The sequence below is a fragment of the Paenibacillus sp. FW126-R14 genome (genome assembly GCF_058789495.1).
In genome coordinates this window covers 200166-225550 of the sequence record NZ_JBYTBS010000004.1, presented here as the reverse complement: position 1 = coordinate 225550, position 25385 = coordinate 200166, and the positions used below count along the sequence as shown (strand labels likewise).

The following is a 25385-nucleotide window of genomic DNA, read 5'->3' as shown; positions in this document are numbered from 1 at the left end:
GAAATGCCACTTTGCGCTGAAATAAGGGAATGGAGTTCCCCAATTAGGGGGATCTGCTGGTGAGACGGTATTCCCACGCTCCAGCGTACGAGTTTTGACAAGGACCTAGCCGCAGGCTAGGTTTTTTGTGTTGATTAACGATACCTCTCAGGATTCAGCTCTCACTCGTACACCGGTAGACGTCACAGGGATTTCCCACTCCAATTTGGTAAAAATTATAGTCGTATATGAAGATGAGACCGCGAGAAAAATAGGTTTGTAAAAAAAGCGCCTAAAGTTTAATAGGAAGGGAAGTGATTCCTATCAAGAACCCATTGTACATGTGGCTAGGCAGAAAGCTGGGAGTCTTCCCTACCAAGAAGTAGTCGTATTTTGCGCGCAGCTAAATGCATACAAAGGAACGCCTCAGCTCACTAAATGTGTGATCAAGAGGCGTTCTTTCCATGTTAACGGATGCGGGGAAAAGTAATCCAGCCGAGAAGATTGATCCGGGACTTTTTACCTTTTTCACGGACCTGGCCAATGAATTCTCCGAGGAATTTTTCCCATTTCAAGCCGATTTCTTTTTTTGCCCCGTCGTTTTCAAGGACACTCCTCACGCTTTGGTTCATTGCGGCTTCCAGATGAGATAATGCTTCGCGCAAATGAAAATCAATGCTTTGTTCCATGTTGCCCGTATTCACCTCATTCATCATGGGATTTGACTTCTTCATCCAGCAACGCGATTTCTCGATCAAGCTGCTTTTTCATTCGTTCAAACTGGGCTTCCGCGATAATATCTTCCACTTCTTCCCGGGCAATTTGGAGGAGGGATCTGACCCGCGTGAGCAGTCCGCCACTGCCCTGCAGGCCGGCTGCGGTGATCGGCTGCAAGGTCGATTTGGCAATCGGGAGCAAAGCAGAGGCTGCTACCGTAAGCGCAGTACCGATAATAATTTTGTCTATGTTCTTTTGAATCATAAGAATTCTCCCTTTAAAATTAAATTTCCCAAACGATGGAAAGCTGCGAATACTACGGTTTTTTAAACCGCAGCACTCGCATGTTCGCCAATAGACGGGAACCGTTTGGTTTCATCTTTTCTTGCAATAAGGGCAAGCAGCGGTTTTGATAAAATCGAGACGGAACCGGCTACGCCGATGATTGGCAGCCAGTGCATAATCGACAGGGGAGCGGTATGGAAAAATCCGGCTAAAGGCGGAAGGTACAAGACCGCTAGTAAAGTCAGCCAGGAGATGCTCAGCGCGCCAAGCAAAAACCGATCCTTCGTCCAATCCCGAACCGTTTCCTCCGAACCCTCTTGACGCCAGGAGAAGGTTTGGATTAATTGCCCCGCAACTAAGGTCGCGAACGCCATGCTTTGAGCGACAGGGACAGGCGCTCCGGTCGCAAGGCTTGCGGCAAATAATCCGATGGACCCTAAGCCTAGAAGGGCTCCTCGAGCGATCACTTTTTGATACAATTCCTTATCGACGATATCCATCCGCTTGGTCTGTTTCGTTTTATTCCCCGGATTTACAGCCAAAATCATCGCTGGTAGCGCATCCGTCAGCAGATTCATCAGCAAAATTTGAATAGGCACCAAGGGAATCGGCAGACCGACCATGACCGCGGCGCTAGTTACAATGATTTCGGCTAAATTTCCGGTCAGCAAACAGCCGAGCGCTTTGCGGATATTGCCGATGATCGTTCGCCCTTCTTTCACCCCTTCAACGATGGCTCCAAATTGATCTTCGGTCAAAACCATATCCGCCGTTTCTTTCGTTACTTCCGTTCCCGTCCGTCCCATCGCGATCCCTACGTTGGCTTGTTTGATAGCCGGGGTGTCGTTGACGCCATCGCCAGTCATGGTGACAATGTGACCGCGATTTTGCAAGGCCGTTACGATGCGAAGTTTATGTTCGGGTGTAACCCTCGCAAAAATAGTGATTTCGTCCACAATCCGATTCAGTTCTTCATCGGAAATTCGTTCAAGCTCATGGCCGGATAGAACGTTCTGAGTCCCGTTATAGATGCCAATCTGCTTTGCGATGGCAATCGCGGTGATCGGATGATCGCCGGTAATCATGACCGGCTTTACGCCTAACTCTAGCGCCTCGCGGATGTTGTGTTCGATATCGGGTTTTGGAGGGTCCATCATGCCAACCATGCCGACATAGATCAGTTCCTTCTCATCCATGCCCTCTTCATGAGTATGGTCATCCAACTTTCTGTACGCAAAGGCAAGCACGCGCAAGGCTTCCGAGGAGAGCTTCTCATTTTGCTGCAAAATAAGCTGTTTTTGTTCTTCGGATAAAGGAAAAATGTCACCATTTTTTTGATATCGATTACAATGGCGAACAATGGTTTCTACGGCTCCTTTAGAGAACAGAAAGCATTCGTTCCCAGCTTGTGTGTCTTTGCAAACAACGCTCATTTTGGCAGTACCGGAGTCGAAAGGGATTTCAAGTCCGCGATGCCAATGGGACATATCCTTGTCCCACATGCCGGTTTTGGCTGCAAGCGCGAGAAGAGCGCCTTCCGTTGGATCCCCTTTAGTTATCCATCTTCCTTCTTCTTGTTCCAGTTTGCTATTATTGCACAACACGCAGATTTGGAGAATTCGCTTCATATCCGGATTATCTGCAATCGGGAGATCACTATCCGTTTGAGATTGGACGGTTGCTGCGGAAGCGAGAGCGGCGGCCACCTCGGGATGAAGTTCTTCGAACTTGCCTTCCGGTTCATAACCTTCGCCTGTTATTGCCCATGCCCGGTCAACGGTTGACAAGGTCTTAACGGTCATTTCATTTTTCGTTAAAGTACCTGTCTTATCTGTGCAAATGATCGTCGTTCTTCCTAACGTTTCCAAAGAAGAAAGCTTTCGGATCAACGCGTGTTTCTTCGCCATCCGGAAAATGCCCGCACTGAGTGCAATGGTAATGGTAACCGGCAGTCCTTCCGGAATAGCGGAAGCGGCCAAAGTGACGGAAGTTGTTACCATTTGCGTAATCGGTATGCCGCGCAGCAAGCCGGTAACGAAAACGAGGCCCCCCGCTACAAGAGCGCCTTTGACAAACTTTTTGCTAATCGATGTTACCTTTTCCTGTAGAGGCGTCACTTCTTTTTCATGATTTTTCAAAAGGTACATCAAATGGCCCATCTCAGTTTGCATCCCTGTATGTACAACAACGCCGATCCCTTTACCGGCGCACACATCCGTCCCCATAAATAACATATTTGTTCTCTCGGACAGCGGACACTGGGCTGGCAATGCCGATTCATTTTTCTCAATGGGCAACGATTCGCCGGTCAGAGTCGCCTCGTTAACGCGCAAACTCCAAGAATGAATCAAGCGAATATCGGCTGGGACACGGTCCCCGGATTCAAAATAAACGATATCGCCCGGCACCAGTTCATCTGCGGACATTTCCGACTGCACTCCGCCTCGTATTGTTTTGCAAACCGGTGGTTGAAATTGATTGAGCGTCTCGACGACTTTCTCAGCTTTACGCTCCTGAATCGTTCCAATGGCCGCATTGGCAAGCAGAATGGACCCCATTGCAATGCCATCGAACAATCCTCCGGTAAATAGAGCAAGAACCGAGGTGCCGAGCAGAATGAGGGTTGTAAACTCTTTGAATTGTCCCAAATAGGAGACAAGCCAGGGAGTGGGCTGTTTGCTTTCCAGCAGGTTGGGGCCATAGCGGTTTCGGAGAGAATGAATCTGGTCGGTTGTCAGTCCCACTTTCGGATCGACATAGAAGTTATTGGTAGCTTGCTCGCTTGAAAGGGCATGCCAAATCGGAACTTCTACAGCAGCGGCGATTTCAGGTTGGTACGCAGCTGCAGGCGTGGTTGGGAAGGACTCGCTTATTTTTTTCGATCGGGACATAAAAACAAGCGATAGCGCATCTGCAGCTAGATTGACGACGGGTGCGCTGATCATTCCGAATGTCGCTAAAGCGCTCCCGAGCAAGTTCCATTTTTTCGTCACTTCTGCATGATGGTTGACCGTTTGATCGATGATCTCGGCGTATTCGGAGCTTTCCAAAATGTTTTTCAACTCATCGCTGACAATGGAAGCTACCCCGGCTTCTTTCAAATAGGCGTTGAACGGGGTGTGTTCCGAACTTGAGACGAAGAGCACTTCTTCGCCTTGCTGCTGCATAATGGCGATTTTTTCTATGATTTCACCCTGCTCTAATCCCAACCAGCTTATATCCATCTGATATCTGGCAAGCAATTCGTCGCTGATTTGCAGACTGTTTTTTAAGAGCCGGATGCGCCAGCCTTTGTCCATGAAGGAGACTGCCGCAAGGCCCTGCTCATTGATGGCGGTTTCCTGATGTCTGAGGATTAAACCCAAGCATTCGCCGCTCTTAAATCCTTGTTTTCCGACATACAGGACACTGCTGCCTTTTCTGATCAGTCGTTTGGCCTGCAGTTCATATGCCGTACAATCAATGCCATGCTCCTCTAGATACTTGAAACTGCCGAGCAAAATAAGGGAATCGTTTATTTTTCCTTTGATTCCATGCGCTTCTTCTTCTACATGAAATGCGGTGCGGATCGTACGGCACGTTTGTTTAGCTTTGTTCCATATCTCTTCTTTCCAAGGATGACTGCTTTTTGCCATCAACGATGCTGCGCTGCATACGATTTTATCCGTGTCTTCTTGATTTTCCGTTAGACAATCCATCTCTTCAATTTGAGGCGGGTCAAAAAGCAAGGAAGAGTCTTCCATTAAGATGGTTTTCGTACGGGCAAGTTGAGACAACGATCCTTTTTCCGGAACTATGTAATTTCTTTCATTAGAAACAAGTTCTGCTTGATTCCATGCACATTTGGCAGGCAAGATCATGGACCGCGGATTTGCCGCCAGCAGAACGGCGATTGCACGCAGCGGATTTCGGGTAACCGCCCACGTTACTGCGGAGGCAATTATGCCTAATTTGCCGGCCTTTTCACTGTACGCCTGAAGTGCTGGCGATAAAGATACCTCTTGTTCAGCGTGTAAGACGGATTGATGTCGCTTCCAGTTAACGAATTGCAGGATGCTCAGTCCAGCTAATACAACTAAGTTCTCCCGGATAAGCGCGAGAGCCAGTGCACTGGTTCCAAGCAGGAGATCGGAATTGATTTGTTTCTTGTCTGAAAAGTTTTGAATTCCCCGTTTTAAGAAAGGGTAGCCCGTGACTACGGAAACGAGAGCAGACAAGTAGAAAGGGGCCGGACTTCGTGCCAATGCCGATTGTCCCATAAACAGCTGCTTCGCTCCCAGAATAGCTAGTCCGCCCATGGATAATACCAGCGGAAGCGGGATTGAATCCATGGCTTTTTTCCTGTCCCGGTTTTGGAAATGAGGGAAAATTCGGATGTCTTCAGGCGGTCGATGGCTGATATCGGCTGCAGCTGCAACTTCCTGCTGAATGTCTTCCCCGGCATAAACCGTCTGATCAGAGATAGTGACCGGTTTTTTTGGCAGAACAATCTGCTCTTCCATATTGCGGATGATCTCGAATATGTCTTGCTGAGTAATCCGCTTCTCGTCGTAAAGCAGCAGCAGTCTGCCTGAAAGTGTGCAAGGCACTGCTTTGTAAATTCCTTGACATGCCGAGAGCCTTCGGACAAGCTCATCAGCCGTATGTTTGCAGCCTTTCAGGCCGCTGATTTCCAAGCGTATTCTCCCCGGCAAGACGTGGAGAAATCTGTTCTTGCTTTGCAATGACAACATGTTGTACTCTCCTTCCCCCTTGTTGAAATGATCTTGTTTCGTTGGTTAGGCTATTATTCACAGTCCATATTTGAAATATGCAATCGGTTATTTCCCGAAACTTAACCTTCCTTCGAATAAAAAATTTCATTTTATGGAATTATTTAAATAAATTTCAATGGAGGGTTAACTCATGAAAAATAAATCACTTTTCGCGATTCTGCTCGGTGCGGCAGCTGTTGCACTGGCTGTTTCTCCACAAGGCAGAAAAGCCGTACGCAAATTTGCGGTAAAAGGTACGGGAGCATGGTTCGAGTTAAAGGATCAAGTCAAGGAGCTTACATCGGATCTTGCAGCTTTACAAATAGAGGGGAAGAAGGATGTAGAAGAGCCCGTTACTAATGAGATATAAAGAGGAAATGCTGGAAATATTTTAACGGATGATTTGTTTAATAAATAGGGCACAATTTCTACTGTGTGAAATGAACATGAAGGAGCGATCACTATGTTACAAGGCGGTTCATTATGGGCAGGTCTTATTTCTGGAGGCATATCCGAAATCCAAGATGTGAAAAATTTATCAAACGGACAAATGGATAAAAAAGAATTTACTGTGAAAACAGCGGGAAATGTAACAGGAGCAGTCGGCGTCATGGCCGGAATTGAATACGGAGCGATGCTGGGGACAACGGTTCTCCCTGGTGTGGGGACTGTTGTTGGATCAGTCGTCGGAGGAATATTGGGAAACAGCCTGGGTCAGAGGCTGGGTACGCAAGCCGGACATGCCATTGTTCATAATCGTTTCGTTTCTAATATGACGAAGCCGGTAACGCAAACCTCCGCTGATGTGACAACATCGTAAACTACGAAGTCAACTGAGACGAGAGCGCAATCGAAAAAGCGGCCACTAAGACCTTATTTTCAAGTCTTAGTTGGCCGCTGTTTTTTTACATAGACTGATTATTCAAGTAAGGGCGAGGATCGATGTAGTTCATTTGATTGCCGGTAATGCCTGCTGCCACGGCAAAATGCAGATGAGGTCCTGTCGACTGACCGTCATTGCCGACAACTGCGATGACTTGGCCGCGCTGCACTTCTTGGCCCACGGATACATAGATGCCATCTCCGTACATATGGCCATACACACTCATTAACCCATTGGGATGTTTAATGACGACCCAGTTGCCGAACCCGTTGGCTTTCCCTGCGTAGAGCACAATTCCGTTATCAACCGCGACAATGGAAGTACCAATAGGCGCTCCGATATCGATTCCAGCGTGGAATTCCTCGCCGCGGGGGCCAAAGTCCGAAGTGATGGTATGGGAAGAGGGGACCGGCCATACCCACGTGCCGTCGCTCTGAATTTCTTTTTCCAGGGCAGCCTTCAGCTGTTCTTTCACTTCGGGTGCAAGCTGGGAATCGACGAGCGATAAATTTTCCACATCTTTCTGAGCCATGTCAACTTCACTCTGGCTTTGCTGCTGCAGCTGCTTTAATAAAGCAAGACGTTCCCCGACCTTTTTTTCTTGATCGGCTTTTGCAGCATTTAGCGTATTTTGCTGGGCGACTAGTAAAGACTGCTGCTGGTCCAGTTCTTCCTTCATTTTAGTCAAATTGGTTTTATCATCTGTTTTCGTATCGATAATTTGCTTATCTTGGCCGAGAATCATAATTAACATGCTGATCCGGTTTATGAAATCGCTAAAACTGGAAGAGCCTAAAAGCACATCCATATAAGAAGCAGACAAATTTCCGCTCGTATACATATAATTTACCCGATTTTTGAGCAGGAGATCGCGGGCGTCAATATCTTTTTGAACATCGGCTATATTTTTCTGCAAGGACTCCGTTTGGCTCTTCACTTGATCGATCTGAGGCTGCAGCTCGGCAGCCAATTTATCGTATTCAAAAACTTGCCGGTTAATCGATGCGAGCTGGCCTTGAATCTCCGTTTGCTCACTGCTTAAGTTTTGGATCACTTGTAAACGTTGATTATAGGTTGCGATTAAATCTTGGGCGCTCTGTTCCGGAGTATCTGCTGCATAAACATAATTCCAATTGGAAAATAAGATCAGAATGATAGCGACAATAACAAGTTTCTTAGTTTTCATCCTTTCATCCCTTCCAGCGTGAGTCTATGAAGTCAGCATAGATGAAAATATGAATTTCAACTCTACTAAAATTTTAAGACTTATCGTCCAAACTGTCATTGGTATGTTGTTCCTTACCTAATTACCGTTGAAATTTTGCGGGCCATCCCTATTTTTTTGCGCGATTGGATGAGCGGGAATCCGCTATAATGAGGGTATCCAATTCATTAGTTTAGAAGGAGAACATCATGGGCGCATTTGAGGATGTGATCAAGGGAGCACGGCAGTGGCTGCTGAACTTGCCGGATCCCGTGTATGTGATTGACCTGCATGAGCGATTTCTTTGGGGCAATAAGGCTTACGAGGCCACCTACGGAAAGGTAAATGTCCCCCCTGTGAAGGCGGCAGTCCAAAGGATACCGATTGTGAATGAGAACGATGAGACTGTCGCTTACTCCGTAGTAGTCAAGGAAGATTCAGAAGCTTGGGAGCTGGAGGCCAGGTACCGGATTATCGCAGAGAACACCTCGGATACGATTGTGCTGGTAGATCATCAAGCTATCGTCCATTACGTGTCTCCTTCCATTCTCACATTAAGCGGGTATCACGTACATGAGTATGAGGGTTTCGATGCTTTCGATATCATCCACCCCGAGGATCGGGAGCGGGTACGATCCGTTCATCAGAATGCCGTACAGGCCAAGCAATCGACACAACTCGCGTATCGGCTGATTCATAAAGAAGGTTATTTGGTTCATATCGAAGCAAGTGTGAGGATTGTGCTGGACGGCAGCGGTGAAGTTAAGTACGTTGTGGCCGTAGCCAGAGATATTTCCGGGCGCAAGGAATCCGAGGAACTCTTGGAGAACATTTTGAATAGTGTCAATGCGGCTGTATGGTCAACGGATAAGGATTTTAGAAGATATTCCTTTTGCTCGGAGAGCATCGAGGCCATTTCGGGCATCCCTCGCAAAGAAATCATGAACAACCCGATACGGCTGCACGATCATATCCACCCCGATGACAACGTAATTCTTATGGGGGAGGTCAAAAGCAAGCTGGATGAAGGCCTTTCAATCCGCCAAGCCATTCGTTACATCCATGTGGAGGGAGAAATCAGATGGGGGGAGCTGATCATCCATCCATGGAAGAATCATGCTGGGGTCGTTGAACGTCTGAACGGTTTATTGCTTGATATTACAGATAAAATGCGTTCGGAGCTGGCGCTTGAGGAAAGCGAGCAGAGATACAAGTCTTTGTTCGAGAACAATTTGGATGGCGTTTTCTCCATTGAACTGAACGGCTTTTACTTTGTGAATGCGAACCGGTCGTTTGAAAATATTATCGGGGCCCCGCTATCGCAGCTGAAGGGCCGCTGCTTTCTGGGAACGATCTATGATGAGGATCATCCGCAAATCTACGAAGCTATCCTTGAGGTTATGCAGCAAGGCAAGCCGCGGGATTTGGAATGCCGCCTCTTAAGCCATCACGGGCAGCGGATTGCCAGTATTACGTTCGTGCCGATCTACTTATCCGGCAGCTTGAACGGGATTCACGGGATCGTCAAGGATATTACGCGAAGAAAGTTTGAGGAACAGGAGCTTGTCCAGAGTGAAGAGCGGCACAAATTTCTGCAGCAAAGATTGAATGGCCTTTCGAACGACCTGGCGAATGTGATGAAGGTATCGGAGCTCGAGCATCGTCTTCTTGAGGAGGTCCTTGCTGTTCTGCAGGTGAGTGACGCTTCGATTGAGGAAGTGCCGCATGGCCAGGAGGCTGCCGCGATGGACGCGAAGGACACCTGGATTCCGATCGGTGAGAAAAAGCATCCCGTTTACTTGCGGATCGCTGCAAGGAATGCCTTCCTGCCGATTGAGAATCAGTGGCTCGAGACCGCCGTCCGCTATGTAACGCTGCTTTACGATAATCTTCGTCTGATCGAAGACCTCATGAAGCGGCTGGAGGATCTGGTAACAACGAGTCAGACGCCGAAGTGGATGCTGCGACTCTTGTTCAAGCTGTCGGAGAAGGAGCGGTTCGCTTTGTCGAGCGATTTGCACGATTCCGTCCTGCAGGATCTGATTATCTGGTACCGCAGGCTGGAGTCGCTGCGCTCCGACGGCATGTTCGGTACGGAGGCGCAGGGGGAGCTGAAGCAGATCGAAGAGGGGCTGCTCGATGCGATCCATCAAATCCGCATTACCTGCAACGAGCTTCGCCCGCCTTTTCTTTTGAAAATGGGACTGGTCGAATCTCTCAAAAGCCTGTTCGCATATACGAGGATGTTCGCCAATTACGAGATTGAATTCAATGCCGGGCAGCAATCGGAAGGCTTGAGCGAAGAACAAATACTCGGCATATACCGGATCGTTCAAGAATTGCTCAATAACGCATCCAAGCATTCGAAGGCGGAGAAGGTCACAATGTCATTGAGCGAAAATGGGAACCGTATGCATTTTACTTATTCCGACGATGGCATCGGCATGGACTTATCTGCGTTCGATGGGTCTTTCCAGCATATGGGTCTTGCCGGCATGGAGAAGCGCGTGCTCAGTCTGGAGGGGAAGATCGAGTTTCAGTCGGCACCGCAGCAAGGTGTTCAGGTCATGATTTCTTTTCCAAAAAATTAGCGTATAGGTGAGGGTTATGGAAATTTTATTGGTGGATGATCATCGTTCGGTCGTGGAAGGGACGAAGATGTTGATAGAATCCGAGCCGGGCATGAAGGTTACGATCGAAACGGATGTATACTGCGTCCCTGATATCGTGCGTCTCAAGAAATTCGATGTTATGCTTTTCGACCTCTATATGCCGAGTATCAATGGCGCAGATCTTGCGAGAAAAATACTTGATTATGTTCCCGACGCAGTCATCCTCATCTATTCGGGGTTTGAGATCGCACCGCATTTTAATTTATTGATGGAATCGGGCGTGTCCGGATTCATCGCCAAAACGTCCACGAGAGAGCAGCTCATCCAAGCGATCCGCTGCGCCGCGAGGAAGGAAGCTATCGTTCCGATGTTTCTGCTGAAGCAGCTCAGACGACAGGAAATCGTGGTCCAGGGCGAGAAGGGGCGGGAGGAAACGACCATTACGCAGGAGGAGGATAAGCTGCTGCGCGAGCTTGCGAAGGGAAAGAGCAACAAGGAGATTTCACAAGCGCTGCTGATCAGCCAGCGTTCACTCGAGTACAGCTTGACGGAGCTTTTCCAGAAGCTGCAGGCGAGCTCGCGTGTTGAGGTGATTAAAAAAGCCAAGAGTCTGGGGATTTTACCGACTGAGGACTTATATTGAATGATTGTGGAAATGACGTCGATTGCGGCGTCATTTTTTGTTTGCATTTTTAGGTACATGCCGCCGGTCGGGACGAGGTGACAATTGCGCGAAGACGCAAATAATTGCGCGGGGACGGTGCATCTTTTGCGCGTTTGGAGGTTCGAAGCGGGTATATGATGGTCTCATAACAAACAACTGGCAGCTGGGTCTGCCTTATAGGAGGACGTGAATCCTGCGGGAGGGTATTTTTCAGACGGGGAAACGGCCGGATGTGCCGGATACCTGAAACATCGCAGACGTGTAAAGGAGGCTTTTCGTTTGAGTACATTCAAAAGTTTTTTGCCTTATGTAAATAAAGAAAAGAAGCTATACATTCTGGGCTTTGTCGGCAGCTTATTTCGTTTTCTAATCCCGCTCACGATTCCGCTCGTTTTCAGATATTTGTTCGATAATCTTCTTCAAAATGAAACCTTATCCCGCACGGACAAAATCGCGCAGTTAATAGTCATTGCGGTTATGATGGTCGCTGTCTTTTTGATAATCCGCGCGCCGATGGAGTATGTGAGACAGTTTTTCATGCATAAGGGCAATAACAATGTGATCAAAGCGCTTCGCAAAGACGCCTTCCATAAAGTTCACACCTTGGATGCCAAATATTTCGCGGATCATAAAAGCGGAGAAATCGGAACCCGGTTTTTCGATGATATCGAAAGGATTCGAGGGTTCATGACAGCCGTTTTCTCTAATGTTTGGATTGAAACGATTGTATTGGTTTTTGTGATTGGCGTGATGCTTACTCTGAACGTGAAATTGACGCTGCTTTCCGTGCTGCTGACCGGCATTCAATTTGCGCTGGCACATTTGCTTTCTAAGAGGCTGAAACAAACGACGCGATCCATGCTGAATTACCGCTCCGTTCTTAGCGGCTTTATTATGGAGAAAATCCAAGGCTCCTTCTTATCCAACCTGTTCTCCTCCGAAAAGAAGGATGCCGAAGAGCTGGATCAGCACTTGGATCGGTATGAAACAATTACGGATAAGCAAGCCGTACTCAATGCGATTTCGTTAGCTTCCGTAAACGTTCTAAGCGATGTAACTCCTTTCATTGTCGTGGCCATCGGCAGTTTGTATGTCATCGACGGCAGTTTAACGCTTGGGAGCTTGATTGCTTTCTTCGCGTATGTGGATCGGATGAAAAGTCCCGTTACAGCTTTGGTTCAAGCGTTTCCGACGATTGCGGAAGGAAGTGTGGCTTTGCAAAGAGTGTTCGATTTCTTCGCTACGCCGTCAGCCATTAAAGACATCGATCAACCGGTTCATCTGGCATCGTTCCGCGATTCAATCCGGTTCGATCAAGTTTCCTTCGCATACGACGGAAAAAGCGATGTGCTTAAAGATATCTCTTTTACCCTCGAAAAAGGCAAAACTTATGCGTTTGTGGGAGGCAGCGGCGGGGGCAAAAGTACAGTGCTGCAGCTGCTGACCCGGCTCTACGATGTGGATCGCGGCGAAGTTCTGATCGATGGCGTGAATATAAAAAATTATTCCCTTTTTAGTCTTAGGGAGCAAATGGGAGTCGTTTCGCAGGATAGCTTTCTATACAGTTCTTCCGTCATGGATAACATTAAAATCGCCAAGCTTGATGCTGCGGAAGATGAAATTATAGCTGCGGCGAAAAAAGCGTATGCCCACGATTTTATTGCCGGACTGCCTAATGGCTATGAGACGGAAATTGGCGAAAGAGGCGTCAAACTATCGGGCGGTCAGAGGCAGCGGATTGCGCTTGCCCGTGTCTTTTTAAAAAATCCATCTATTATCTTACTGGACGAAGCGACGAGTGCGCTTGATAACGAAAGCGAAAGCCTCGTTCAAACATCGATTCACCAAATTGATCGTGAGAAAACGATTATTATGGTTGCCCACAGGCTCTCAACCGTGCTGCATGCCGATCAGATTCTTGTTCTCAAAAATGGCACGATTATCGAAAAGGGAATCCATACAGAATTGCTGGAATCAAACGGCTACTATAAAGAATTGCTTGTCAAACAAAATGGCTGATGGTTGATCGTCCTCAAATCTAAAACAAAGAGAGGTGTTATGAACGTGAATAGGTTTGATATGGAGATATTGATGAATCAACGGAAACAGGAAATCGAAAAGGAAGCAGAAACCGGATGGTGGAAGACAGGAAAGAAAAAAAGAAACATATTTTCGTTCATGAAGAATGAACGAAGGGGTTGTGAGTGTCGCCACACCTTAGAGAGCAAATAAAGAAATCCCCTTGCTGTTGGCATTCCCAACGATCAAGGGGATTTGTGTTTTAGGTGCGGCGCATGTACGCTCGAACCGTTATTGGCGCGAAGATCGCGACGATAACGATGGCCCCGATAAGGGAGATTACGAGATCGGAACCTACCGTTCCGGTATTCGTTAAGTTACGGACGGCGGTGACAATATGCGAGATCGGGTTGATTTTTACGAAAAATTGCAGCCAATTCGGCATTGTGTTTACAGGTACAAAAGCGTTGGATAAGAACGTCAGCGGGAAAAGGACAAGCATGGAAATTCCCTGAACGCTGGATGCTGTACGAGAAATCACACCGAAAAATGCGAAGATCCAGGAGATGGCCCAGGAGCAGAAAATGACGAGCAGCGCAGCGAGCGCAACATGCTCAATGCCGCCGCCGGGCCGGTAGCCCATGATATAGCCCATGGTAAACGTGAGTACGGTTGCAATCGTATACCTGACCGTATCGGCTAACAAGGCTCCTGCGAGCGGAGCAATTCGGGCAATCGGCAGCGATTTAAAACGGTCGAAGACCCCTTTATCCATGTCCTCCCGCAGCTGTACCCCGGTGACGATGGACGTCGTAATCACCGTTTGCACGAGAATGCCCGGAATGATGACCGGTAAATAGCTAACGACATCGCCGGAGATCGCACCGCCAAAAATATAGGTGAACATGAGGGTAAAAATGATCGGCTGCAACGTCACGTCGAATAATTGCTCCGGTGTACGACGAATTTTTAGAATTCCCCGGTAAGCCATCGTGAGGGAGTTCCGGACCGTTTGGCCGAAGCTCGTATGGTTTTTCAACGGTCTTGCATGTCTTGTTTTAGCCGTATAATTGCTCATGCTTTTGCGGCCTCCAATTCTTTCGATTCTTCAGTAGCGCCGGAGGTGCTATGGTTTACCCCATGGCCTGTGATCGTTAAAAAGACTTCGTCCAGCGTCGGCTTTTGGACGCTCATCTCGGAAAGCTTGATGCCTTTTTCGCGCAAGGAGATCAGCAGATCCGTCACCAGGTCGGCATTGGTCATCGGAGCCGTGATTTTAGCCGCTTCCGCTGTGACCGTAGACGGCACTTTCAGCACGTGCTCAATCGTTTCGCGCGCACTCTCGATATCTAGCGGGTTTTCCAAGCGCAGGTGCAGGGACGAAGTGCCGACGGAGGCTTTCAACTCGTCGACGGTGCCTTCTGCGACGACATGGCCGCGGTCGATGACCGCAATGCGATCAGCGAGCTGATCGGCCTCTTCAAGGTACTGCGTGGTGAGCAGCACCGTAGAGCCTGTGTTCACGAGCCTTCTGATCGTGTCCCACATTTGCGAGCGCGTGCGCGGATCGAGTCCGGTCGTCGGCTCGTCAAGGAAAATGAGCGGCGGCTGTGCAATCAGACTCGCCGCCAAATCCAGCCGGCGGCGCATTCCGCCGGAGAAATTTTTGAGCGGACGCTTTGCGGCCTCCGTCAATCCGAACTCTTCAAGCAGCTCCGCGGCTTTGCGCTTGGATTCCGCCCGTCCCAGTCCGAGCAGCCGGGAGAAGATGATGAGATTTTCCGTTGCGCTGAGCGATTCGTCAACCGAAGCGTATTGCCCCGTGACGCCGATCAATTGGCGTACGATTTGCGATTCCTTTTCGACGTCGTGCCCGAAAATTTTGGCCGATCCGCTATCCGGACGAAGCAGTGTGGCGAGCATGCGAATCGTGGTTGTTTTGCCTGCGCCGTTAGGGCCAAGCACGCCGTAGATGGAGCCGGCGCGTACATTCAAATTTACACCGTCCACTGCGCGGTTATCGCCAAACGTTTTGACCAGCCCGAGTGCCTCGACGGCCAAATCGCCATTGTTCGGCTCATAGGTGTTTCTGGATTGAAGCTCCATGGTAGTTCCTCCAAATCAAAGTTTATAGGGTCATGATAACGTGCAACTTTAAACTGAATATAAACAGTGTATAAATAAAATTTGATAATATTAACGGATTGACAGTTAGTATGTGGAAATTTTTAATTATATTTACAGCGCACCTAACGGTGTTCTTCTTCGTAGGACGGATGAATGGTACAATGTGAAGATAGGCAGAAATTAACTCGATCGAAAGGATGTTAAGCATGAGTGAATCTAATCAGGAGTATATCGTAATTTCGGCTGCAAGGGAAAATAATCTCAAGAACGTATCCTTGCGCATTCCTAAGCGCAAAATCACGATCTTTACTGGGGTTTCCGGATCAGGCAAATCATCGATTGTGTTCGATACGATCGCCGCCGAATCCCAGCGCCTGCTGAACGAAAATTTCAGCATGTTCGTCCGCAGCTTTCTGCCGCGTTTTCCACAGCCGGATGCAGATGCGATAGAGAACCTGAGCATGTCTGTTGTTGTGGATCAGAAGCGGCTTGGCGGCGGTTCTCATTCCACGATGGGAACGATTACCGATATCTCTCCCATTCTCCGTCTGCTTTTTTCCCGAGTGGGCCAGCCTTATGTTGGACAAGCGAACATGTTCTCTTTTAACGACCCTCTAGGCATGTGTCCCGAATGCAACGGGATCGGCCGCAGGCTTGGCGTCGATATGAGCAAGGCGCTCGACAAGTCAAAGTCGTTGAATGAAGGGGCCATCTTGCTGCCGGGCTATGCGGTGAACAGCATGGACTCGTCGATGCTCGTGCAGTCGGGGTTCTTCGATCCCGACAAGAAGCTGAACGATTATTCCCATGACGAGCTGGAGCAATTGCTGTATGGCAAGGCGAGAAAAGTGGAGATGCAGTTCGCGGGGAAGGCAGTGAACATTACCGTAGAAGGCGTCATCGAGAAGTTCACTAACAAGTACATCAAGCAGGATGTAAAAACCAAGTCCGAGCGCACACAACAAGCTGTTGCGCCGTTCATGACAGAGGGACCCTGCTCCAGCTGCCGCGGCGCGAGGCTTAGTCAGGCTGCGCTGGGCTGCAGGATCAATGGACTCAACATCGCTCAGCTGTCCTCCATGGAGGTTGGACAGCTCATCCGCATCATTCGGGAGATTGACGACCCGGTTGCTGCGCCGGTCGTCAAGTCGCTGGCGGAGCGGCTGCAGCATCTGGTGGATATCGGTCTTGACTACTTAACGCTGGACCGTGAGACGGATACATTATCCGGCGGCGAGTCGCAGCGAGTCAAGATGGTGAAGCATCTGAGCGGCAGTCTGGTCGATGTCACTTATATCTTCGATGAGCCTAGCGTTGGCTTGCACCCCCGTGACGTACACCGGCTAAATCGATTGCTTCAGAAGCTGCGCGATAAGGGCAATACCGTAATCGTCGTCGAGCATGATCCCGATGTGATCAAGTTGGCTGATCATATTGTCGATGTTGGGCCTCACGCCGGCAGCCGCGGCGGCAACATTGTCTATGAAGGAAGCTTCCAAGGCCTGCTGGAGGCAGGTACGCTGACAGGCACTCATATGAAGCGGGCGCTCCAGCTGAAGCACGGCTGCAGGCAGCCTTCCGGCAAGCTGTCTATCAAGGATGCCAACCTGCACAACCTTCAGAATGTGAGTGTGGATATTCCAACCGCCGTGCTGACAGTAGTAACTGGTGTCGCCGGATCGGGCAAGAGTACGCTGATTAACGACGTATTTCTCAGCCAGCACCCGGATGCGATTGTTATCGACCAATCGGCGGTAGGCGTGTCAACGCGCTCGAATCCCGCGACCTATACGGGCATTATGGATGATGTGCGCAAGGCGTTTGCTTCAGCCAACAAGGTTAACCAGGGCTTGTTCAGCTTCAACTCCAAAGGGGCATGCGAGAACTGCCAAGGGCTTGGTGTTGTGTATACAGACCTTGCGTACCTCGACAGCGTGAAGCTCCCTTGTGAAGTATGCGGAGGCAAACGGTTCAAGGAAGAGGTGCTCGCCTACAAGCTGAACGGCAAGTCAATTGCAGAAGTGCTGGAGATGACGGTGGAGCAGGCCTTGGAATTTTTTGAGCTAAAAGAGGTTGTGCGCAAGCTTCAGGCGATGAGCGATGTGGGGCTGAACTATATTACGCTCGGCCAGCCGCTAAGTACGCTCTCAGGCGGAGAATGCCAGCGCATCAAGCTGGCAAGCGAGCTGCATAAGAAGGGCAGCATCTACGTGATGGACGAGCCGACGACCGGCCTGCATATGTCAGATATCGGTCACCTTCTGGAGATCATGAACCGCCTCGTGGATGCCGGCAATACGGTGATCGTCATTGAGCACAACCTCGATGTGATCAGCCAAGGTGATTGGATTATCGATATGGGGCCGGATGGAGGCAGCAAAGGCGGCCAAGTCGTGTTCGAGGGTACACCCTCGCAGATCATCCATGCGGAGCAGTCGATTACGGGAAAATATTTGAGCTAATTGTAAACATGTATGGGATGAGAGTTTCAGGAGAGGCGGGCACTTGTCATGAGTTTAATGTTTCAACGCGTGAATACTGCGGAGGAAATCGCAGAGGCAGCTCGATTGGCGGCAGAAATATGGCGCGAATATTATGTATCTCTAATTACACTAGAGCAGATAGATTACATGATCGGCAAATTCCAGTCGGTTCCGGCAATTACGGATCAAATCGATCATCAGGGCTACGAGTATTATTTGATCCGTCACGATGGCTCGACAGTCGGCTATATGTCAGCTAAACAAGAAGCGGGGAAGCTTTTCTTGAGCAAGTTTTATATCGGCAAGGAGCACCGGGGACGCAGTTATGCCAGTCAAGCTTTTGCATTCCTGGAGCAGCTGTGTAAAGACCGAAACCTAAGCCATATTTGGCTGACGGTCAATCGCCATAACGAATCCAGTATTGCGATTTATGAGAAAAAAGGCTTCCGAACCGTACGGGAACAAGTTGCAGATATCGGGAATGGATTTGTCATGGATGATTTTATTATGGAAAAAGACATGCGGGTTCCAGAACCTCTCAATTGATAAAAGAGGGAGAACGATGAAGGAGGCAAAGTTGTGATGAAGTTACGCTGTGCGATATTAGACGACTACCAGCAGGTGGCGCTGACTGCCGTGGATTGGTCGCCGATTATGGACAAAGTAGAAGTGAAGAGCATCGATCGGCATATCGATCAACTGGATGAGCTGGTCGAACAGATTGCCGACTGCGAAATTGTTGTGATCATGCGTGAACGGACACCTTTCCGCGCATCTCTGCTTGCCAGGCTTCCCAATTTGAAGCTGCTAATTACAACAGGCATGCGCAATGCGTCGATTGACCTGGCGGCAGCCGCTTCGCAAGGCGTGATCGTTTGCGGCACGGGAGGTGCAGGCAATGCAACCGCCGAGCTCACGTGGGCTTTGATATTGGGGCTTGCCCGAAACATCGTGGCGGAGCACAACGCAATCCGCAGCGGTCAATGGCAGAGCACGATTGGGATGGATTTGTACGGTAAGACGCTTGGCGTACTGGGGCTCGGCAAATTGGGCAGCAAGATCGCCAAATTTGGCCAGGCGTTCGGCATGGATGTCGTGGCGTGGAGCCAGAATTTAACGAAGGAGCGGGCCGACGAGGTTGGAGTGAAATTAGCTTCTTCCAAGGAGGAGCTTCTGGAGAGCAGCGAGTTCGTGTCCATTCATCTCGTATTAAGCGAGCGGACAAGAGGGCTGATTGGTGCCGCCGAGCTCAAGCGTATGCGTCCATCGGCCTATCTGATCAACACGTCCCGCGCTCCGATCGTGGATCAAGCTGCACTTGCCGAGGCTCTGCAGAACAACTGGATCGCAGGCGCCGCGGTAGATGTGTTCGAGGTAGAACCGCTGCCGAAAGACGATATCTACCGGTCGCTTCCGAATCTTCTCACTACGCCGCATATCGGCTATGTATCGGAAGCGAATTATGAGGCTTTTTACAGAGACGTGGTAGAAGATATCCAAGCTTATTTAGCCGGATCGCCGGTTCGTACGCTTTCATGATTTGCAAATAACGGAGGCCTTCAACCTGTTGTTGGGGGTCTCTTTTTGATAGATACGATAATTGGAGGTTCTAATATGATTAGCCTGGGTAATAGTACGATTCTTCGGTATAAAGAGTTTACAGAATGGACGGATACCTTACATGAAGTACACGAGAGCATTTGGTTGCAACCTATTGCCGAAAATAAAGCATCGGTAGGAGAAATTATTTCGCATCTTAAAAATTGGGATACTTACCTCATCTCTACGATCATTCCAGCCATTAAAAAAGGTCAAGGAATGGTTTTTCCGGATTTTGATTCGTTCAATGAAATAGCGTATAACTATGCCAGATCCGGAATTACAAAAGATCGCCTGCTTGATGAATTTAAGCAAACTCGTCTTGGGCTGGTTGACATTTTATTAGCTAATCCCGACCTTGCTGATAAACATGTAACCGCGAACGGCGTAGAAACTTGCCCGCACACTGGCACACCGTATTCACTGCTTTACATCATTCATGAGTTCAACGATCACGATAATCATCATAAAAATCAAATTTTAACTGTGATATAACCTGTTTCGCTAACGGTAAACTTTAGTAGAACAACAGGAGTAATATACCACGGAAGGCAGCAAAAAAGTAGGCTCGTAAGAACTGAGGAGCGGAGAACTATAGTTGAGGGGCGTTCTTCTAATTGAAGTATCGGCCAGTAAATAACGTGAGCACGATTACAAAATTACGAATGTTCGCTATACCTAAAATGACCGTCAGGAGGAACCTGACGGTTTTTCGTATTCTACGGCTAAGCGGACAGGTGTTTCATTGGATACATATATGAATTCTCTTTTTTAGCACAACTATACCGTATCTGTACTATATCAATCCAAACTGTACGATTAGTTTTGAGAGACTAATAGCAAGAGGATACATTTAAAAATTTTACAAAATATTGGAAAACTATTGACTAATATACGGAAATAAATGCAGTATAAAAAAGGGAAATAAACAAAAGGAGGATAAAACAGTTGTATTTCCATGTTATTACAAATAAAATCAGAAAGAAGGTTGCACTTTGAAAAAAATTGTTCTATCTCTAGCAATTAGTTCGATGTTAGCTATGCTGTCTATTCCTGTAAGTTTTGCAAAAGAAGTTCCAATTAGTCAAACTAATGTAATTCAGACTTATGAACAATCTCAAGATAATACGATAGATTCAATTAATCTAAATGTAATTGGTGAGGCAAAACCTATTTTTGCTGCAGAATCAAAAACTTTTTCGGCGTTGAGTGAAAGTATCCCGTATAATTTTACATTTAACTTTGATTCAAGTTTAATTTCTCAGTCAATCACTAATAGCAATTCGACTGTAAAAATAACAACTACAAGCGTATCTTGGGATGATACAAGCGACAAGGATTGGACAGGCTCAAGCTATAATTACTATCATATTACTCTTTATGCAAATGGAAATAGTATGGGTTCCATAAAATATAACGTAACAAGCGGTTCTCTAGTAGGGACATGGAATAATGTCCCATCTGGTACAATATATTTTAAGATGACTAAACCAAGTATTACTTGGTCTGAATTTGTGAATGGAAGTGAAATTTATGACGGTGATATTAGTGGAAGTGGCACAGTAAGCAATTAAACTGTACAATTTACTAGAAAGCAAAGAGTTCTCAATATCTCTGTTGCTTTCTAGTTTTTTTAATTAAAATTAAAAGTAAAGGCGAGGAATTTCATTTGAACAAGAGTTATATTTCAGTAGTTATTATATTAGCGCTATATATGTTTTCTCTCTTATATCTTACTTTGTTTTCAAATCATGTCATGAGTGATTATAGAGGGGAGCCGATTTATAAACTGACTCCTTCAATTATTGGTATTATGGAATCTCAAAGTATTGAGTATGTACTAAAAAATGTATTCGGTAACGTTCTTTTATTTGTACCTTTTGGTTTTTTAGTTCCGATTATTATGATGCCACTTTTAAAGAAAGCAGTATATAATTTTATTGTTTCTTTTATTTTGGCTTTTTTATCGACTGTTATCATTGAGATAATCCAATTATATTATGCGCATCGAGTCTTTGATATTGATGATATCATATTAAATATTATTGGCTTTTTGATAGGATTAGTATTCCTTTGGTTATTTTATTCTAATATTTATAAAATAATATTCAATCCAAAAATTAAACAAGATCAGCCTCGAACTTCCTGATTTTACGAGTTGATAAAGTTCAAGATGTAACGTAGAAGGTGACGGTAATATAACCCGTTCTGCTAACGGGAAAACTAGTAGAACAACAGGAGTAATATGCCGCGGAAGCTATTCCTTAAATAACGGAAAGCGAGAACTCAATAAGGCTAACGATGAAATTGAAGGAGGCCACTTTGACAAAAATAACTTGGGAAGACATTTGCAATTTGCTAGATAGCATTAAAGCAGGCTCGTGTGAATTTGAAGATGACCAAATTGTCGAAATGGTCGGAAACTGGATACCAAGTTACAATTGTAAAGCAGCTGCGGACGGTTTTTTAGAAGTCATCCCTGTGATCGTCTCCGCGCGTCCGAATCTAGATCGAGCGCTTTTGAAAATAGCTATTCGTCCGATGTTCTACATGGGTATAACCGAAACGAAACAGGTTTTCGCATGGGTGAATTCGTTCTTGAAAAATGAACACAAAAACCTTTCAGAAGAATGCATCTCGTGGTTTAAAAGAGAACTTGTAGAGGGGAAAGAAGGCGTAATTGCAGACATTCTTCAAGAAATTCAGAATGAAGAAGGGCTATAGTTGATGCGCATGCTTTGAATTTAAATAAAAGCAAGAGCCAAGGACACTCGGTCTGTTCGAATGACAGCCCCAGCCCCTTGGCTTTTTAAATGCTTATTTCTTCTTATTCACCTCAGAAGGATAGCAGCCAAAATATTCAACAAACAATTTCGTGAAATGACGTGTGCTTAAATAACCCACATCTTCAGCCACTTGCTGTACCTTCATCGTTGGATTTTTTAAGAGGAGCTCTTTCGCTTTGAGCATCCGTGTCTCTGTTAGAAATTTCACAAAGGTCGTGCCGTGTTTTTTATGAAATAGCGAACTCAGATAATTCGGAGTTACATGAAACTCGCCGGCCATTTGCCCGATGCTGATTTCTTTCATATAATTCTCGTTCACATAATAAATAACTTGTTGAATCCAATCTCCTTGCAGCCGTTCTTCGCCAGGGCTTTCCCTGAGCATATTCTCTACATGGCTAATCAAGGCTGCCAACCATTCATTCTGGCTAGAGCCGGAAGGAATCTTGAAATTAATGGAAACGTTCAAAAAGTTAGAAACAGCGCTAATCACAGTGGTCTGCACGCCATTTTCAGAAAGCCCTTTCCTGAAAAGCGCATGTTCCTTTGAATAGTTGAAAAAATCCTTTTCCTGAATAAACTTGTACATCGTTTCAAGGCGGTAGGCCACATTCAACAATCCGCTCTGTTTCTCCAAATGGTTTAAGCCAGAAAGGGGAACTACGCGATTTGTTACTATACTTCGCAGCATCGATAGCCTGTCGAAAGTTCTGAAGTGATCGGTGATTTGCTGCAAATCTGAGCAGGACCCGGTTTTGAAAGCGGTTGTAAGAAAGGTATCGTTGCTGTACAGATTAACGGTTTGTTCAATCTCGTTTTCCATCTCTGTTTTAACTTTCTCCCCATCGGAATGCGGGTCGGAATTCCAAGCGATAATAACGGCGAAATTACCGTTCTGTAAAGTTGCAAAGCTGAATCTTATCGTTCTACTGCTCAATAAGCCGTCCAATTGATCCTGCATTCGGTTAATGAACTGTGTTCGGATATGTACTTTTTCTTTTTCTGTCAGATAACTGTCAAAATAAAAAATATATCCCAAATATTTAAAGTTCGGATCATCGTTAAAATCATGGACAGACCGGCTTCCGTTAACGAATAAGATGACTTCGTGTTCGAAAACGCGGTTGGCTGCCGCCATATCCTCTTTAAAAACACGGTACATTTTACTTACGCAACTATGTAATTCCTCGGGAGTTACCGGTTTAAGGAGATAATCTTGTACACCTAACTGAAGCGCTTCCCGTGCGTATTCGAAATCTGCAAAGCCGCTCAAGATGACCCATTGCGTAGATGGGGCTGTATCCTTCACTTTTTTGATCGCATCCAAGCCAGTCAGTTTCGGCATTCTGATATCGACAAATACAAGGTCGGGTGCCAATCGCTCGACGAGTTCCACGAGTTCCTCGCCATTTTTAGCTTCTCCCACGACATGAACCTGGATCTCCAATTCGTCCAACATGCTGGATAAACTTGAACGAATCAGTCGTTCGTCATCGGCAATTATGATATTCATAGCCTTCGCTCCTTCAGCGGTATCCGGATCACGACCGTCGTTCCCGCACCGGGGGAACTGGTAACTGTCATTTCCGCTTTTTCATTAGACATAAGCAGTCGTGATCTGACGTTAGAGATGCCGATGTGCTGCTTTGAATGGGAAGATTTGGTTTGAAATCCTACGCCGTTATCCTTAATTTCCACAAGTATAAAGTAATTCTCATCGACCTGTATCGTCTTCGCCGATACGCTGACTTCACACGGTTCATCGCACGGCTCCACACCATGGATAATGGCATTTTCCACAATGGGCTGGAGCAGCAGCTTCGGAATATGGAAGGAAGCTACGGAATCGTCCAACTCAAATGTCATGAACAATCGTTCTTCGAACCTAAGCTGTTGAAGCATCGCATATTTTTGCAAAAACTCAAACTCCTCTTTAAAAGAGGCCAGTTGTTTACCTTCCAAAATGTAGCGAAGCATCCCGCTTAGCGATAAGACGGAGGATTCAAGTTTCTTGGTTTCCCCGGCCCGGTTGAGCCCAATAATGCCGTTTAAGGTGTTGTATAAAAAATGAGGTTGAATTTGCGATTGCAGTGCGTGATATTCCGCGTTCCGCTGAGCTAATACCGCTTTATATTCACGGTTGATCAAGTCGTCAAGCTGATTGATCATTTTGTTGAAGGAATCGCCCAACTGTCCAATCTCGTCCTTGCTCTTGACGGTAAACCTTGCTTGCAAATTCCCTTTCTTTACTTCTCTCATAATCTCAATCATTCGTTTGAACGGTGTTACGATCCAGCGTGAAAAATAGTGAAAAACAAAGAAGGTTACGAAAAGTCCACCAATCGACAGAAGCACGGCGATATTATAAATCCATCTAACCTTAGATTTTACCTCAGCTCTTGTTAATAAAACAACAACGTTCCAATTCGAAGTAGTAAGCTTATTGGAGACGGTTACATAGTTAGGGGTGTTAATGGAATCCAGATCCCGGCTGTTTTCCAATTGCTGTTTGACGTCATCCGGCACAAAGTTATTGGCATAGATGATGCGCTTGTTCTCGTCCAAAATGACGATAATCGAGCTCACATTGAAGGTAGTGTCATTCGTTATTTTCTCTAGAACCCTTGTATCGGCATCGGCCAGAATAACCGCCAAAGGTTGTCTGGAATCCGGATCTTTAATGAGTCTTGCGACAGAGAAAACCTCGGAAGCTTTGGAATTGGATATATAATTTTGAGGATGCGAGCTGATAAAGGCGGCTTTGCCGTCGGCCTCAATCGCTTTGTTGTACCAGTCTTGTTCTCTAAAAGGAAAGTTAGGCACAAGTCCGGACAAATTGAGTCTTGTTGTTAAAAAAACGTCGTTATTCGTAATCGTAATGGTGGATAAGATATCGTTTCTAGTATTAATTAAAAAATTGGGCAGCGTTGAGGTCAATGCACGGTCCGTTTGCAATCGGGTATAAGCGTCAGCGCTTTCATAACGGTTGCTGGCTTTTAATTTCAAGGCTTGCAGCACATTGTCGTTCAGATAGGGAGAGGAAGTTAACCGTTCAAGGTCGTCCAAATACGTTTCGATGTTTCGGGATAAGGAGTTTACGATGCCGCCGGTTAATTTCTCCGTTTCTTTGGTAATCAGGCTTTGAGCGAAGTAAGGCGAAATAAAGGCTAGTATGATAAAGGGGGTAACGATCGTTAGTAAGTAGATGCCGATTAATTTAAAACGCAGCGTATGGAAGAACGTCATAGAACCACTCCTTTATCAACAGGATAT

Annotated in this window: 20 protein-coding genes; 12 read left to right on the top strand and 8 right to left on the bottom strand. The window is 46.8% G+C overall.

Features of this window, described 5'->3' with window-relative positions:
* Positions 1-446 precede the first annotated feature (446 nt).
* The 3 genes from AC3WRW_RS04430 to AC3WRW_RS04420 all read right to left on the bottom strand — a co-directional run bounded on the left by AC3WRW_RS04430 (position 447) and on the right by AC3WRW_RS04420 (position 5714).
* Positions 447-695, bottom strand: a complete 249-nt coding sequence (locus AC3WRW_RS04430) for a hypothetical protein (RefSeq protein WP_492545150.1) — start codon at positions 693-695, stop codon at positions 447-449.
* Positions 685-960, bottom strand: coding sequence for a DUF5132 domain-containing protein (locus AC3WRW_RS04425; protein ID WP_492545149.1), 276 nt, complete (start codon positions 958-960; stop codon positions 685-687). Before AC3WRW_RS04425 ends, AC3WRW_RS04430 begins: the two co-directional genes overlap by 11 nt.
* A gap of 62 nt (positions 961-1022) precedes the next feature.
* On the bottom strand, positions 1023-5714 hold the full coding sequence (locus tag AC3WRW_RS04420) for a cation-translocating P-type ATPase (protein ID WP_492545148.1): 4692 nt from the start codon (positions 5712-5714) through the stop codon (positions 1023-1025).
* A 172-nt stretch (positions 5715-5886) separates the two neighbouring features.
* Between AC3WRW_RS04420 and AC3WRW_RS04415 the strand changes: the two genes are divergently transcribed.
* The gene (locus AC3WRW_RS04415; RefSeq protein WP_492545147.1) at positions 5887-6105 is read left to right on the top strand and encodes a hypothetical protein; all 219 of its coding nucleotides are present in this window, start codon (positions 5887-5889) and stop codon (positions 6103-6105) included.
* A 93-nt stretch (positions 6106-6198) separates the two neighbouring features.
* Entirely contained in the window at positions 6199-6555 is a 357-nt protein-coding gene (locus AC3WRW_RS04410) for a glycine zipper domain-containing protein (protein ID WP_492545146.1), read from the top strand.
* An 85-nt stretch (positions 6556-6640) separates the two neighbouring features.
* Here AC3WRW_RS04410 and AC3WRW_RS04405 read toward each other — a convergent pair whose 3' ends face one another.
* Positions 6641-7804 carry a murein hydrolase activator EnvC family protein gene (locus tag AC3WRW_RS04405; RefSeq protein WP_492545145.1) on the bottom strand — a complete coding sequence of 388 codons (1164 nt, stop codon included), beginning with the start codon at positions 7802-7804 and terminating at the stop codon, positions 6641-6643.
* A gap of 227 nt (positions 7805-8031) precedes the next feature.
* Here AC3WRW_RS04405 and AC3WRW_RS04400 point away from each other — a divergent pair, with 227 nt between their 5' ends.
* From AC3WRW_RS04400 to AC3WRW_RS04390, 3 genes are all read left to right on the top strand, one after another.
* Entirely contained in the window at positions 8032-10413 is a 2382-nt protein-coding gene (locus tag AC3WRW_RS04400; RefSeq protein ID WP_492545144.1) for a sensor histidine kinase, read from the top strand.
* Positions 10414-10429: 16 nt separating this feature from the next.
* Positions 10430-11077, top strand: a complete 648-nt coding sequence (locus tag AC3WRW_RS04395; protein WP_492545143.1) for a response regulator transcription factor — start codon at positions 10430-10432, stop codon at positions 11075-11077.
* A gap of 300 nt (positions 11078-11377) precedes the next feature.
* Complete coding sequence (locus tag AC3WRW_RS04390; RefSeq protein ID WP_492545142.1) at positions 11378-13117, top strand: ABC transporter ATP-binding protein; 1740 nt, start codon at positions 11378-11380, stop codon at positions 13115-13117.
* Positions 13118-13379: 262 nt separating this feature from the next.
* Here the strand turns inward: AC3WRW_RS04390 and AC3WRW_RS04385 are convergent, their stop codons facing one another.
* Together AC3WRW_RS04385 and AC3WRW_RS04380 are read right to left on the bottom strand one after the other, a co-directional pair.
* Positions 13380-14195, bottom strand: coding sequence for an ABC transporter permease (locus AC3WRW_RS04385; protein WP_492545141.1), 816 nt, complete (start codon positions 14193-14195; stop codon positions 13380-13382).
* Positions 14192-15223 carry an ATP-binding cassette domain-containing protein gene (locus tag AC3WRW_RS04380; protein ID WP_492545140.1) on the bottom strand — a complete coding sequence of 344 codons (1032 nt, stop codon included), beginning with the start codon at positions 15221-15223 and terminating at the stop codon, positions 14192-14194. Before AC3WRW_RS04380 ends, AC3WRW_RS04385 begins: the two co-directional genes overlap by 4 nt.
* 227 nt (positions 15224-15450) lie before the next feature.
* Between AC3WRW_RS04380 and AC3WRW_RS04375 the strand changes: the two genes are divergently transcribed.
* The 7 genes from AC3WRW_RS04375 (at position 15451) to AC3WRW_RS04345 (ending at position 22050) form a co-directional block, all read left to right on the top strand.
* Positions 15451-17706 carry an ATP-binding cassette domain-containing protein gene (locus AC3WRW_RS04375; RefSeq protein ID WP_492545139.1) on the top strand — a complete coding sequence of 752 codons (2256 nt, stop codon included), beginning with the start codon at positions 15451-15453 and terminating at the stop codon, positions 17704-17706.
* Between the two features lie 48 nt (positions 17707-17754).
* On the top strand, positions 17755-18273 hold the full coding sequence (locus tag AC3WRW_RS04370) for a GNAT family N-acetyltransferase (RefSeq protein ID WP_492545138.1): 519 nt from the start codon (positions 17755-17757) through the stop codon (positions 18271-18273).
* A gap of 36 nt (positions 18274-18309) precedes the next feature.
* Positions 18310-19266, top strand: a complete 957-nt coding sequence (locus AC3WRW_RS04365) for a D-2-hydroxyacid dehydrogenase family protein (protein WP_492545181.1) — start codon at positions 18310-18312, stop codon at positions 19264-19266.
* 75 nt (positions 19267-19341) lie between these two features.
* Entirely contained in the window at positions 19342-19821 is a 480-nt protein-coding gene (locus AC3WRW_RS04360; protein ID WP_492545137.1) for a DinB family protein, read from the top strand.
* A 500-nt stretch (positions 19822-20321) separates the two neighbouring features.
* On the top strand, positions 20322-20900 hold the full coding sequence (locus AC3WRW_RS04355; RefSeq protein ID WP_492545136.1) for a hypothetical protein: 579 nt from the start codon (positions 20322-20324) through the stop codon (positions 20898-20900).
* 95 nt (positions 20901-20995) lie between these two features.
* Positions 20996-21475, top strand: coding sequence for a VanZ family protein (locus AC3WRW_RS04350; RefSeq protein WP_492545135.1), 480 nt, complete (start codon positions 20996-20998; stop codon positions 21473-21475).
* A 173-nt stretch (positions 21476-21648) separates the two neighbouring features.
* Positions 21649-22050 carry a hypothetical protein gene (locus AC3WRW_RS04345; RefSeq protein ID WP_492545134.1) on the top strand — a complete coding sequence of 134 codons (402 nt, stop codon included), beginning with the start codon at positions 21649-21651 and terminating at the stop codon, positions 22048-22050.
* Between the two features lie 93 nt (positions 22051-22143).
* Here the strand turns inward: AC3WRW_RS04345 and AC3WRW_RS04340 are convergent, their stop codons facing one another.
* Both AC3WRW_RS04340 and AC3WRW_RS04335 read right to left on the bottom strand, forming a co-directional pair.
* Positions 22144-23625 (bottom strand): response regulator, encoded by a 1482-nt coding sequence (locus tag AC3WRW_RS04340; RefSeq protein ID WP_492545133.1) that lies wholly within the window; start codon positions 23623-23625, stop codon positions 22144-22146.
* A complete protein-coding gene (locus AC3WRW_RS04335) occupies positions 23622-25358 on the bottom strand; it encodes a cache domain-containing sensor histidine kinase (RefSeq protein WP_492545132.1) in 1737 nt (578 codons plus the stop codon). The genes AC3WRW_RS04340 and AC3WRW_RS04335 overlap by 4 nt, the downstream gene beginning before the upstream one ends.
* Between the last annotated feature and the right edge of the window lie 27 nt (positions 25359-25385).

Bases quoted from the DNA above. Each gene is read 5' to 3' on its own strand.
- AC3WRW_RS04430 (WP_492545150.1), bottom strand. From the start codon at position 695: ATGATGAATGAGGTGAATACGGGCAACATGGAACAAAGCATTGATTTT.
- AC3WRW_RS04425 (WP_492545149.1), bottom strand. From the start codon at position 960: ATGATTCAAAAGAACATAGACAAAATTATTATCGGTACTGCGCTTACG.
- AC3WRW_RS04420 (WP_492545148.1), bottom strand. From the start codon at position 5,714: ATGTTGTCATTGCAAAGCAAGAACAGATTTCTCCACGTCTTGCCGGGG.
- AC3WRW_RS04415 (WP_492545147.1), top strand. From the start codon at position 5,887: ATGAAAAATAAATCACTTTTCGCGATTCTGCTCGGTGCGGCAGCTGTT.
- AC3WRW_RS04410 (WP_492545146.1), top strand. From the start codon at position 6,199: ATGTTACAAGGCGGTTCATTATGGGCAGGTCTTATTTCTGGAGGCATA.
- AC3WRW_RS04405 (WP_492545145.1), bottom strand. From the start codon at position 7,804: ATGAAAACTAAGAAACTTGTTATTGTCGCTATCATTCTGATCTTATTT.
- AC3WRW_RS04400 (WP_492545144.1), top strand. From the start codon at position 8,032: ATGGGCGCATTTGAGGATGTGATCAAGGGAGCACGGCAGTGGCTGCTG.
- AC3WRW_RS04395 (WP_492545143.1), top strand. From the start codon at position 10,430: ATGGAAATTTTATTGGTGGATGATCATCGTTCGGTCGTGGAAGGGACG.
- AC3WRW_RS04385 (WP_492545141.1), bottom strand. From the start codon at position 14,195: ATGAGCAATTATACGGCTAAAACAAGACATGCAAGACCGTTGAAAAAC.
- AC3WRW_RS04380 (WP_492545140.1), bottom strand. From the start codon at position 15,223: ATGGAGCTTCAATCCAGAAACACCTATGAGCCGAACAATGGCGATTTG.
- AC3WRW_RS04375 (WP_492545139.1), top strand. From the start codon at position 15,451: ATGAGTGAATCTAATCAGGAGTATATCGTAATTTCGGCTGCAAGGGAA.
- AC3WRW_RS04370 (WP_492545138.1), top strand. From the start codon at position 17,755: ATGAGTTTAATGTTTCAACGCGTGAATACTGCGGAGGAAATCGCAGAG.
- AC3WRW_RS04365 (WP_492545181.1), top strand. From the start codon at position 18,310: ATGAAGTTACGCTGTGCGATATTAGACGACTACCAGCAGGTGGCGCTG.
- AC3WRW_RS04360 (WP_492545137.1), top strand. From the start codon at position 19,342: ATGATTAGCCTGGGTAATAGTACGATTCTTCGGTATAAAGAGTTTACA.
- AC3WRW_RS04340 (WP_492545133.1), bottom strand. From the start codon at position 23,625: ATGAATATCATAATTGCCGATGACGAACGACTGATTCGTTCAAGTTTA.
- AC3WRW_RS04335 (WP_492545132.1), bottom strand. From the start codon at position 25,358: ATGACGTTCTTCCATACGCTGCGTTTTAAATTAATCGGCATCTACTTA.